Source organism: Bradyrhizobium genomosp. III (genome assembly GCF_000261705.1).
Classification (GTDB): domain Bacteria; phylum Pseudomonadota; class Alphaproteobacteria; order Rhizobiales; family Xanthobacteraceae; genus Bradyrhizobium; species Bradyrhizobium ottawaense.
Map to the genome: position 1 here is coordinate 1 of NZ_AJQF01000155.1, position 11,936 is coordinate 11,936.

General features: G+C 65.7%; 10 protein-coding genes and 1 pseudogene. 7 read left to right on the forward strand and 4 right to left on the reverse strand.

Annotated features, from left to right (window positions below; all coding sequences use genetic code 11):
* Window positions 1-470 (forward strand): annotated as a pseudogene (locus tag IC66_RS0113125) (PepSY domain-containing protein); the annotation flags it as partial.
* 49 nt (window positions 471-519) lie between these two features.
* Here IC66_RS0113125 and IC66_RS0113130 read toward each other — a convergent pair.
* The 3 genes from IC66_RS0113130 to IC66_RS0113140 form a co-directional block, all read right to left on the reverse strand.
* Window positions 520-1,188 (reverse strand): siderophore-interacting protein, encoded by a 669-nt coding sequence (locus tag IC66_RS0113130; RefSeq protein WP_244429107.1) that lies wholly within the window; start codon window positions 1,186-1,188, stop codon window positions 520-522.
* Between the two features lie 122 nt (window positions 1,189-1,310).
* The gene (locus IC66_RS0113135) at window positions 1,311-2,003 is read right to left on the reverse strand and encodes an O-methyltransferase (protein WP_028142460.1); all 693 of its coding nucleotides are present in this window, start codon (window positions 2,001-2,003) and stop codon (window positions 1,311-1,313) included.
* A 105-nt stretch (window positions 2,004-2,108) separates the two neighbouring features.
* Window positions 2,109-2,957: an AraC family transcriptional regulator gene (locus tag IC66_RS0113140; protein ID WP_244429108.1), complete on the reverse strand. Its 849-nt coding sequence runs from the start codon at window positions 2,955-2,957 to the stop codon at window positions 2,109-2,111.
* Window positions 2,958-3,540: 583 nt separating this feature from the next.
* On the opposite strand from IC66_RS0113140, the gene IC66_RS0113145 reads away from it, so the two are divergent.
* The 5 genes from IC66_RS0113145 (at window position 3,541) to IC66_RS0113165 (ending at window position 10,161) form a co-directional block, all read left to right on the forward strand.
* Complete coding sequence (locus IC66_RS0113145) at window positions 3,541-5,550, forward strand: hydantoinase/oxoprolinase family protein (RefSeq protein WP_038947932.1); 2,010 nt, start codon at window positions 3,541-3,543, stop codon at window positions 5,548-5,550.
* On the forward strand, window positions 5,547-7,127 hold the full coding sequence (locus IC66_RS0113150) for a hydantoinase B/oxoprolinase family protein (RefSeq protein ID WP_038947933.1): 1,581 nt from the start codon (window positions 5,547-5,549) through the stop codon (window positions 7,125-7,127). The genes IC66_RS0113145 and IC66_RS0113150 overlap by 4 nt, the downstream gene beginning before the upstream one ends.
* Window positions 7,128-7,137: 10 nt before the next feature.
* A complete protein-coding gene (locus tag IC66_RS0113155; RefSeq protein WP_038947934.1) occupies window positions 7,138-8,433 on the forward strand; it encodes a class-III pyridoxal-phosphate-dependent aminotransferase in 1,296 nt (431 codons plus the stop codon).
* Between the two features lie 130 nt (window positions 8,434-8,563).
* Window positions 8,564-9,496, forward strand: coding sequence for an N-carbamoyl-D-amino-acid hydrolase (locus tag IC66_RS0113160; RefSeq protein ID WP_038947935.1), 933 nt, complete (start codon window positions 8,564-8,566; stop codon window positions 9,494-9,496).
* Entirely contained in the window at window positions 9,493-10,161 is a 669-nt protein-coding gene (locus IC66_RS0113165) for a flavin reductase family protein (RefSeq protein WP_028142466.1), read from the forward strand. Before IC66_RS0113160 ends, IC66_RS0113165 begins: the two co-directional genes overlap by 4 nt.
* Here IC66_RS0113165 and IC66_RS0113170 read toward each other — a convergent pair.
* On the reverse strand, window positions 10,158-10,820 hold the full coding sequence (locus tag IC66_RS0113170; RefSeq protein WP_038947936.1) for an aspartate/glutamate racemase family protein: 663 nt from the start codon (window positions 10,818-10,820) through the stop codon (window positions 10,158-10,160). The two genes, IC66_RS0113165 and IC66_RS0113170, sit on opposite strands and share 4 nt — an antisense overlap.
* 55 nt (window positions 10,821-10,875) lie before the next feature.
* Between IC66_RS0113170 and hydA the strand changes: the two genes are divergently transcribed.
* On the forward strand, window positions 10,876-11,936 hold a 1,061-nt coding region (gene hydA / locus IC66_RS0113175), incomplete at its 3' end, for a dihydropyrimidinase (RefSeq protein ID WP_038947937.1).

Consider the following 11,936-nt stretch of genomic DNA (forward strand, 5'->3'; position numbering starts at 1 on the left):
AATGGTTTGCCTTCAACGGCACTGTCTACCGGCGCGACCGGGTGGGCCTCGACCGTCAGGTCTTGATCAAGGCAGGGGACGCGCCCCGCGATGGACCAACGGAATTTCTGGACGTGCATGAGATCCAGAATCTGGTGGCGCGCCTCGCCGCCGGCTGCGGCGCGCCGTCCGTTCTTGCTGGCAACGACGACTACCCCGCGCAATCAGCTATTCCCGGTGCGCCCCTCTACCGCTTGCGCTGCGGCGACCTCTGGTTCGATATCGACGGTGCCGATGGCAGTGTGCTGCAAAGGCTGGATGCCTCGCGGCGAGCCTACCGCTGGTTCTACAGCGCGCTCCACACGCTCGATTTTCCGGTCCTGCTGGCGCATCCACGTCTGCGCGATACCCTTATCGTTGGACTGTGTGCGTTGGGACTGGCGTTCTCCGTCACCGGGATCGCGATTGGCTGGCGGCGTCTGCGGTCCTGACGGAGACCGCGTGTCTTGACCAACGGCCGGCGGTTCTATCGGCTCCTCTCTAGTCCAGGCCGGTCTTGCCCGTTGCCCAATAGGCTTTTGCCCTGATCCGCGATGATGCGACGCCGGCGGCCTTCAAGGCGCGGCCGACGCGCTGGATCGAGGATGCCTTGCCGGTCAGGACGAACTGTGCGCCGTTTGCGGCAAGGCGGAGCAACTCGGATTCGGCGGTTGCAAGATGGGTGTCATCGGCACTGCGTGCCATTAGCCTGGCGTGGCCGAGGCCGATGGAGTCCAGCACAAGTCTCGACTCCGCGATATCAGCGGCTTCGGACAGATGGAGCGCGCCGCCAGCCTGCAGGCTGTCGCGCAACGCCGCCGCAAGGCCGAACGAGGTTTCATCGCCGAACAGAACGATGGGCGCTTGGAGGTCGGCAAGGTCGAGCGAGCGGCGTGGACCAAAGAACTGGCAACTGTCACCTTCGCGCAAACTGCTAGCCCAGCGGCTGCCGGGGCCTTCGCCATGTGCAAAGGCCAGCAGCCGCGTTCTGCCGTTGCCGGCGTCCCACCACATCGGCGTATAGGTGCGCGCGCTCAGGCCCGAGCCCATCGCGACCTGGATCTTGTCGCCGGCCGCCCAGGCGACGTTTCTGAGCGCTTCGCCTTCGAGCTCGACGAGCCGGAAGTGCGGCGAGAGCGTCTTGATGCCGGCAACGCGCGCAGGGCGCATCAGCCATCGCAGCAACATCCGCGTGACCCGTCCCTGCGGTGCCCGCGATGGCTCGGACGTTTGTGGCTCGTGAGCGGGCTCGTTCAAGTTTGGCTCCATCGCAGGGTTCACCGCCATGCCGATCATCTGGTCTTGATCGTGAATTCGTTGCCGCGTCCCGGCTCGAACGGCAGCGACAGTGAGAGGTAACCGTTCTCGGGATCGCGCACGTAGTCGATATAGCCCGAGGCTTCCTCGAGCGCGTTCTCGCCGACGATGAGCGCGCCGCGCTTCAAGTGCGGCTCCAGCAGCCTGAGAATGGGAAGATAGAGAGTGAAAGCGCCATCGAGCATCACCATGTCGATCTCGTCGCCAAGGCCGGAGCTGAGCGTTTCGCGCGCATCGCCGTGCCTGAACTCGACGAGGTCGGCGAGCCCCGCGGCGGCAAGATTCGCCCGCGCCCGCTCGATCTTGCCGGGTTCGAGATCGGTCCCGATCAGGCGGCCGCCACCGATGTCGCGCAAGCCCGCCGCCATGTAAATCGCGGAAATCCCCATCGAGGAGCCGAACTCGACGATGCGCTGTGCCTTGGAGGCGCGGACGCACATGTAGAGGAAGCGTCCGAACCGCGGAGAGACGCTCAGGAAATTGTCCGCAAGTCCGCGATAGACTTCGTTCAGATCGCGGCTCTCGGCCGCGATGGCCTTGCTGATGATCTCCTCCCGGCTCTTCGCTTCGTTCGCGAAGGTTTGCATCAGTTGGCCGTCGGCGATCTCCGCTTCCTGATGAAGACGATGGAGGACGTCGGCGACGACGCCCTTGCTGAGTGAATCCATGTCGGTCGGCTCCTTGCAATGCGCCCCCGGGCGCTTCGGAGCCTGGATACGAAATGGTCCCTCAGACCCCATTCCGCGAACGGGACAATCGATTGCGAATTCCGGTCAGTGTGCGCCGATGCGGCGTTCGGCCAGATATCGCGCCGGTGGCTTGCCCAGTGCCTTGCGGAACATGGTGACGAAGGCGCTGGCCCCCTCATAGCCGAGATCGAGCGCCACGGCCTGGACCGATGCGCCCTGGTCGAGGCGCTGAAGCGCGATCAGGATGTGGAGCTGCTGGCGCCAGCGGCCGAAGCTCATGCCGGTCTCGCGTTGCAGGATGCGGGTGAGGGTGCGCGGGGCGACGGCCATGCGCCGGCTCCAATCCTCGATCGTCGCGCGATCGGAAGGATCGGTCATCATCGCGCTGGCGATCCGGCGCAGCCTGGCATCGGCCGGCATGGGGAATCGCAGCTCTTCGGCGGGGGCCAGCGACAGCTGGTCGAGCAGCACCGCGGCGATCCTGCCGTCGGCGCCGTCGGGATCGTACATGACCGGCATGTGGGTGGCGTGCACCAGCAAATGCTCGAGCAAGGGCGAGATCGTCAGCGTGCAACATTGCCGCGGGAGTGCCGGCACCGCATCCGGTTCGACGAACAGGCAATGCATCTCGACGTCGCCAGCGACGCTGACGCTGTGCGGAACATGGCCGGGAATCCACACCGCACAGCGCGGCGGGACGATCCAGACGCCGTGTCCGGCCTCCAGCCTGACGATGCCACGCACGGTCAGGACGAGCTCGTCCTTGCGATGCTCGTGCATGGCCAGCTCCATGCCCTTGGTGACCATGTGGCCCCCGAACGCGGCGACGGTGCGCGGCACGGTTTCAGGATCGAAATCCCCGAGATCATCGGGGTTCATATGGTCGTCGTTGAGCCGGAAGAAGGGCATGCAGGCGATGGTCGATCCGAACATGACTGGCGGGTTCAGGCAATATCTGGCCCGCGATCGCGACTTTCAACGCAGGATGTCCGAATCTCGATGGTTTCTAACGAGCTGGTCCCAACGGATGGCTGCGCTGTCGCCCATCGATTGGACCGGACGATATCCTCGCTTACTGACCGTACAATAAAGAAAGGCTGAGCCGCCTGCCGTGCATAGCTCATGGGCATCCGAACCTCGCGCAGCGCCCCTCGATCGCCTGCAAATTAGACAGGTGATTTTGGATGTTCGGATTGCAGTGCAACGGACGTGACGGTTTGCGCCGAAAAATCCGTGGTGCGATGCACTCTGCTGGGGTCCAGCAGTCGACATCTGCATGCTCTCCGCGCGGGCACTGCTGCACCAAAACGTGCAACCGAACTTGCAGCTCGCGGCGCCGGCCCGGCGGTTTGCGACAAACCTGGCTCTATCCCCACCTGACCGCTCTGTCGCACACTCGCGGACAATGGCAAGACAAGGGATGCATGATGAGCGCTCTCGGTTGGGCATTGGATGTCGCGATGGACGGTAACAGCCCGGCGTCCGGTTCGGACCTCATCCGTCGCTGCCCCCGCACATGAGCTCCTCCGAAAATCACTGGGAGGTCGGCACCGATATCGGCGGCACCTTCACCGATATCATCGCGATCCGGCGCGATTCATCGGAGGCGCGGATTGCAAAGGTGCCGTCGCGCCCCGACGCTCCGGTTCAGGCGATGCTGGAGGCGATCGAGGCGGTGGGCCTGCGCAGAAGCGAGGTCAGGCGCTTCGTCCACGGCACCACGCGCGTGACCAACGCCATCGTCGAGGGCCGACTGCCGAAGGTGGCGCTGGTCGCGACCGAGGGATTTGCCGATGTGCTCGAGATCGCGCGTTATCGCCGCCGCGATCTCTACCGTCTCGACATTCCGCCGAAATCGCCGCCGCTCGTGCCGCCTGAGCGCTGCTTCGGGCTCGCCGAGCGCCTCGATCACGAGGGACGGGTGCTGAAGCCGCTGGAACAAGCGGAGATCGAGCGCCTGGTGGCCTGGCTGAAGGAGACCGGCGTTCAGAGCGTCGCGGTGGCTCTCCTTCACGCCTATGCCAATCCCGTGCACGAAAAAATGCTCGGCGAGCGCCTCAAGGAGGTCGTCGCCCATGTCTCGCTGTCACATGAGGTCAACCCCGAGGCACGCGAGTATGAGCGGACCTCGGCGACCGTGTTCAACGCGGCCGCGATGCCGATTGCGGTCGAGTATCTGAGCGAGCTGGAGCAACGCCTGCCGATTGGCCCCGGCCTGCAGGTGTTCCATTCCGCCGGCGCCATGATCCCGATCTCCGCGGTGAAACGTCGCCCGCTTGTGATGGCAATGTCGGGCCCGGCCGCCGGCGTCTCGGCGTCGGTCAGCATCGCGCGCCAGCTCGGCACGCCGCGCATGCTCACCTTCGACATGGGCGGCACCACGACGGACGTGTGCCTGATCGTCGACGGCCAGGCCGAGATGACCGACGGCCGCATGCTCGGCGACAAGCCGCTGCGCCAGCCGATGCTTGCGGTTCACTCCATCGGGGCGGGCGGCGGATCGATCGTGCGCAACGGCCCGGGTGGCCTGACGGTCGGGCCGGAGAGTGCCGGTTCCGAGCCGGGTCCGGCCTGCTACGGCCGCGGCGGCAGCGAGCCAACCATCACCGACGCCAATGCCGTGCTCGGCTATCTCAATCCCGAAACGAAGCTTGGCGACCGCATCGGCATCGACATCGATGCGGCCAAGCGCGTCATCGCGCCGATCGCGCGGGCGTTGGGGCTGAGCCTGACCGAAACGGCGCTCGGCATCATCAAGGTCGCCAACGCGACGATGGCCCGCGCGCTGCGCCGCGTCACGGTCGAGCGCGGCATCGACGGGCGCGACTGCACGCTGCTCGCCTTCGGCGGCGGCGGCCCCATGCATGCTGCGGGCCTCGCCGATCTCTACGGGATTGCGCAGGTCGTCGTGCCCAGCGCATCGAGCGCGTTCTCGGCGCTGGGCTGTCTCACCGCCGATTTCAGCTTCCTGCAGCAGCAGACCCTGCGCGCCGGTCTCGACGGCATCGATCTCGTACGCGTATCGGAGCGCATTGGGGCGCTCATTGACGATGCGTCGGCGCCCCTGATCGCCAACGGTGTCGCGAAGGCGGAGATCGAAGTCGAGCTGGTGGCGCTGATGCGTTACGCGGCGCAGAACGACGCCATTCCAGTCCCGCTCGCACTGCCGCTCGACGTGATCAGGCTCAAGAGCGATTTTCTGGCGCGGCATCACGAACTCTTCGGCTATGCGACGAGCGAGCCCTGCGTCATCGAATCCGTGCGGATACAGGCGCGTCGGCCGTCGACAACGGTGGTGGGCCGGCCGGCAACGGCGGCGAGGGCGCTGTCATCAGGCACGCGCCTCTGCTCGTTCGACGGCTTCCACGACATCGCGACAGGGATTATCGACCGCGCATCGCTGGCCGACACCGTCAGTGGCCCGGCCATCATCGAAGACGCGTGGTCGACGGTGGTGGCGCCGCCGGGCTGGCAGGCGAGGCCGGACGTTTCAGGCAATCTGTTCCTGACGCGGAGGGCAACTTGAAGCTCGATCCGTTCGTCGTCGAAGTCATCCGGCACGGACTCTCGGCTGCGGCCGAGGAGATGAGCCTGGTGATGACGCGCTCGGCGCGCTCGCCGCTGCTGCGCGAGGCCGGCGATTTGTCGTCGGCGATCACGGACGGCCATGGCGGCCTGGTCGGGCAGGGCCGCGACATCCCGATCCATCTGGGCGCGATGGCTTACACGGTCCCCGAATTGCTGAAGGTGGTGCCGCGCGACAGCCTGAACGACGGTGACGTGCTGATCTACAATGTCGGCGCGCTCGGCGGCAATCATCTCAACGACGTCAAGGTCGTCCGCCCTGTCTTTGTCGATGGCGAGATCGTGGCGTTCGCGGTCAGCCTCGCGCACTGGCCGGATATCGGCGGCACCTGGCCCGGCAGCTATTTTGCCAAGGCGATCGACACGTTCCAGGAGGCGATGCGCATTCCGCCGGTGCTGATCGCAACCTCAGCCGGAATCAACGCGCCGATCGTGCAATTGCTCAAGGCCAATGTTCGGGACGCCGAATCCTGCGAGGGCGATCTGCTCGCGCAGATCGCGGCGACCAAGGCCGGCGAGCGGCGCATCGTCGACCTCTGCCGCGAGCACGGCAAGGCGGTGTTCACCGCGACGCAGTCGCGCCTGCACGACCTCTCCGAGATCGAGATGCGCGAGGCTATCCGCGCGTTGCCGGACGGGGTCTACGAGGGCGAAGACCATCTCGACGACGGCAGCGTGAACGACGCACCCGCGCGTATCCACGTCAGGATTACCATTGCCGGCGACGAGGCGACCTTCGACCTTTCGGGGAGCTGCGACCGCGTCTCGAATTTCTGCAACACGACGCCGTTCATGGCGCGCTCGGCCGTCGCCTACGCCGCGCGCATCATGAGCGGGCGCGACATGCAGCAGAATGCCGGTGCGCTCCGCCCCCTGACCATCGTCACCCGCCCGGGCTCGATCCTGGAGCCGGGTTGGTCGGCCTCCGTCGCCGCGGGCAACCACGAGACGTCGATGCGCATCGTCGATGCGATCTTCCGCGCCATGCAGGACACCATCCCCGAACGATTGTCCGCGGGCGGCGCGACCACCGCGGGCGTCCTGTTCTTTGCGCAGCCGCGGCAGGACGGTTCCTGGAAGATGCTCTACGAGGTCCACGGGGGCGGCGAAGGCGCGCGGCACGATCGGGCCGGCATCTCGGCGACCCGGGTACATCTGTCCAACACCTCCAACACGCCGGTCGAGGTGATCGAGGCGAACTACGCGATCCGCCTCGAGCAGCAGGCCATTCGCCGGCGATCGGGCGGGGCCGGCGCCTTCCGCGGCGGCGATGGCGTCGTGCGCGCCTATCGCATTCTGGCGCCCTCGATGCATCTGACGACCTGCATCGAGCGCATGGTGATTCCGCCATTCGGGATGCAGGGCGGTGAACCCGGCAAGGCCTGTCGCATCTCCCTTGTCAGGCAGGGCGCCAACGTCGCGATCGACGGCAAATCCAACCTCGTGCTGCAGCAAGGCGATCTCGTCACCGTCGAGACTTGCGGCGGCGGTGGCTACGGCGCTGATGCTGCGGAGTGAAGGGATTGCGATGAGCAGATTGTTGCGAACCGGGCTGAACGCGGGCGACAGCGCGCCCATGGCCGTGGTCGGCGGCGAGGGCGTCTATTTTCATCTTGCGGACGGCCGCAAGCTCATCGACGGCAGCAACACCGGCGGCGGTCTCGGTCACCGTCATCCCGCGATGGTGGAGGCGATCCGCCGGGCGGCGGACACGCCCGTGGTCAACGAGGGCTGGACCTGGGTCGGTCGCGAGCAGGCCGCCGACGATCTGATGGCCATTGCGTTCAAGGGCGAGGACGATTGGGTCGGCGCGGTGCGCTTTTGCATCAGCGGCAGCGAGGCCAACGACATGGCGCTGTCGCTCTGCCAGGCCTTGACTCAGCGCTCGGCGCTGGCGACGCGCGAGCGCGCCTATCACGGCATCACGGGTCTGTCGCGCAGCATGACGGTGCAGCCGCAATGGCACGGCGGACTCGCGGTGCATGCAGGCGGCTCGAAGCTGCCGGCGCCGATGGCGCCGGTGCGAATCCTGCCGGCGCCGGATGGCGCGATCTACGGTGGACCGGCCAACAGCAAGCCACCGAGCGAATATCTGGCCGACGCCAGGCGTCTGTTGTCGGATACCGCGGCGACGATCATCGACTACACCCAGGGCGGCATCTATTACGACGGCGCCTATCAGGACGAAGTCGCCCGCTGCGCGCGAGAGGCTGGATCATACTGGATCGCGGACGAGGTCGTCACCGGTGCAGGGCGCGCGGGGCGCTGGTTCGCGTTTCAGGGCGCGCAAAGCCGTCCTGATATCGTGACGCTTGGAAAATCGCTTGGCGGTGGTGCCGCCGCCGTCGCTGCAGTCGTGGTGTCGAAGGAGATCGTCGAGCGATTGAAGGGCACGAGCTGGCAGAATTACGGCACCTTGCGCGGCCATCCGATCAGCATGGCCGCCGTCAGCGCCTACCTGAAGGTTGTCAGCGAAGACAATATTCTCGAGCATGTGAAGAGCCTCGAGAAGCTGTTCAGCCGCCGCTTGCTTGCGATCGCTCAGAAACACCCCAGTGTGCAGCGCGTGGCGGGGCAGGGGCTGCACTGGACGGTGGAGCTGCACGGACCGGACTGGCGCTCCTGGCGCGCCGACACTACCGAAGATCCGATCGCCTCGCGCGTCGCGACGCGGGCGCTGGAAGCCGGCGCGGTGATCGGAACCAGCGGCGAGCAGGTTTCGCTGTTCCTGGCACCGCCACTCGTCATTTCCGACCGCGAGGCGGACCAGCTTCTGGATGCGCTCGACCATGGCCTCGATATTGCCGACGAGGAGCACCGATGAGCGCCGATCACGCCTTGCAAGCCGTCCAGCCCATCCGGCTGGAAACCATCGGCGGTGCCGCGTTATGTTGCAGGCGCCGGCAATTCGTTGAAGCTTTCACTTCCTCCAAGAGATCACCGGGAAATCGCTGATGCGTATCGTCAATGTCGCCGCCGCCCAGATGGGCCCGATCCAGCAGGCCGATAGCCGCGAGGCCGTGGTCAAGCGCATGATCGCGCTGATGGACGAAGCCAAGGCCAAAGGCGCCGACCTTATCGTCTATCCGGAACTGGCACTGACGACGTTCTTCCCGCGCTGGTACGCGGAGGACCGCGCCGAGTTCGACATCTGGTTCGAGCGCGAGATGCCGAACGCGGCGACGAAGCCGCTGTTCGAGCGCGCGGCGCAGCACCGGATGGCAATGAACTTCGGCTATGCGGAGCTGACGCCGGACGGCCATCACTTCAACACGGCGATCCTGACAGACAAGTCTGGCAAGATCGTTGGCAAATATCGCAAGGTCCATCTGCCGGGCCATGTGGAGTACGACACCAAGCGCTCGCACCAGCATCTGGAGAAGCGCTATTTCGAGCCGGGCGATCTCGGCTTCAACGTCTGGCGCGAGCTGGGTGGCATCATCGGCATGGCGATCTGTAACGACCGGCGCTGGCCGGAGACCTATCGCGTCATGGGCCTGCAAGGTGTCGAGATGGTGCTGATCGGCTACAATACGCCCTCCGTCAATGCGGAGCGAAGCGAGGAGGGCGTCGAGAAGCGCCTGTTTCACAACCGCCTCTCCGTGCAGGCCGGCGCCTATCAGAATTCGACCTGGGTCGTCGCGGTGGCCAAGGCCGGCAATGAGGATGGCCATCCGCTGTTCGGCGGCAGCCTGATCGTCGATCCCAACGGCGAGATCGTCGCGGAAGCCAGGACGGAGGACGACGAGCTTCTGGTCCATCCCTGCGATCTCGACGCCACAAATTTCGGCAAGACCACGATCTTCAATTTCGCGCAGCATCGCCGGATCGAGCATTACGGCCTGATCACCAGCCAAACCGGCGCGGTGCCGCCGCCGCAGAAATGACGCCGATGTCGGATCATGGCATTTCCTTGCGCGAGCTTGATCCGCGCGATCGCTACAAGCTGCTCTGCGGCGTAATCGTGCCGCGGCCGATCGCGCTGGTGACGACGTTGGACGAGAACGGGGCGGTCAATGCGGCCCCGTTCAGCTTCTTCAATGTGTTCTCCGAGAGCCCCGCGCTGATCGTGCTCGGTCTTCAGCACAAGCCGGATCACAGCCCGAAGGATACCACCCGCAACATCCATCGCGACGGCGAGTTCGTCGTGCACATGGTGGACGAGGCGCTGTCGGTCGCGATGAACGATTGCGCGGTCGATTTCCCCTCCGGCGACAGCGAGGTCGCTGCGACCGGGCTTGCGATTCTTCCCTCAGTCGATGTGAAAGTGCCGCGGCTCGCTGCTGCGCCCTTTGCGCTGGAATGCCGCCGCCATGTGGTGCTGAACTTCTCTCCGGATCGCGAACTCTTGGTCGGTGAGGTGCTCAGGGTTCACGCCCGCGAGGGCCTCGTAAATGAGGCCAACATGTATGTCGATCTCGACGCCTACCGCCCGATCGGCCGCATGTTCGGCAATCTCTACACCACCCAGCGGGATGTTTTTTCGCTGACGCGCGAGAGCCACGCGCAATGGCGCGCGCGGCAGGACGCCAAAGAGCTGAAGGACGCCTAGTGAGCCGAGAACTGCACCGTACCCAGCGCCATGCTGACGGCCGCCTGTGTCGGGTCGATCACGGGGATGCCCAGCGCGTCTTCGAGCGGGCGACGGTGCCGTGCCATGCCGGCACAGCCCATCACGATGGCGCGGGCGCCGTCCTGGTCGCGCAGTGCGCGGCCGACGTCGATCATCCTCGCCAGCGTGCCTTCGCCCGAAGCGGTCTCCGCAACGCTCATATTGAGCGGCCGCTCGCCGGCGAGGCGATCGGTCAGTCCCATCTGCCTGAGATAGCGCATGTGACGCGGGATCGAGCGCTGCGCGATGGCGATGACGCCGAACGTTTCGGCGCGGGCGAGCGCCGTCAGCACGCCGCACTCGGCAATGCCGAACACGGGCCGTTCGGTGCCTTCGCGGCAGACCTGAAGACCGGGATCGCTGTAGCAGGCGATGACGAAGGCAGCCGAGCTGTTGTCACCTTCCACCAGCCGTCGCAGCGGCATCGCGACGCCGTCGACATCGGCCTGGCTCTCAATGCCGAACGGACCTTCGGCCAGCGTCTGGCAGACCAGTTCCGGTCCACCCTCGAAACCGAGCGGCCTCAAGGCGTCCTCCAGCCCTTGCGTGACCGCGGGGTTGGAGTTCGGATTGATGACGAGAATGCGCGGCCGGGACATGATGGTCTTCCTGCGAAATGGAGAGCATTTGCCCAAGCCTATCACGGAGTGCCTCATGACTGAACCCACCTACGACCTGATCATCCGCGGCGGACGCGTCGCCACCACCACCGACGTGTTCGAGGCCGACGTTGCCATCTCCGGCGAGACCATCGCTGCGATCGGCCGCGGGCTTCCGGCGGCCAGGCGCGAGATCGACGCGCGCGGCAAGTTGGTGCTGCCCGGCGGCGTCGACAGCCACGCCCATATCGAGCAGCTGTCCGCTGCCGGCATCATGAACGCCGATACGTTCGAGAGCGCGACTGTCTCTGCCGCTTTTGGCGGCACCACGACGGTGATCCCGTTCGCCGCCCAACATGTCGGCATGAAGCTGCCGCAGGTGGTGGAGGATTATCATGCGCTGGCGAAGAAGGGCGCCGTGATCGACTACGCCTTTCACATGATCATCGCGGACGCGACCAAGGAGACGGTCGAGGAGCACATTCCCGCGCTGGTGAAGCAGGGCCACGCCTCGATCAAGATCTTCATGACCTATGACCGCCTCAAGGTCGACGACGAGCCGTTGCTCGACATCCTGCTCGCCGCGCGCCAGTCCGGCGCGATGCTGTGCGCCCATGCCGAAAATCACGGCATCATCGCCTGGATGGTGAAGCGCCTGCTCGCGCGCGGCTACACGATGCCGAAATACCACGCCGTCAGTCATGCCCGTGTCTCCGAAGCCGAAGCCTTCACGCGGCTGATCGGCATGGCCGCGCTGATCGATCAGCCGATCATGGTCTTCCACGTCTCGACCGCCGAAGGCGCCAGAGTGATCCGTGACTCCCGCGGGCAGGGGCTGAAGGTCTTCGCCGAGACCTGTCCGCAATACCTGTTCCTGACCGCGAACGATCTCGACAAGCCCGGCGCGGAAGGCGCCAAGTGGATGTGCAGCCCGCCGCCGCGCACGCATGCAGACCAGGAGGCGCTGTGGCAGGCGCTGTCGCTCGGCGATCTCCAGACCATTTCCTCCGATCATGCGCCGTATCGTTACGACGAGACCGGCAAGCTGCGGGCCGGTCCCAATCCGAATTTCAAGCAAGTCGCGAACGGCCTGCCGGGGCTGGAGCTGCGGCTGGC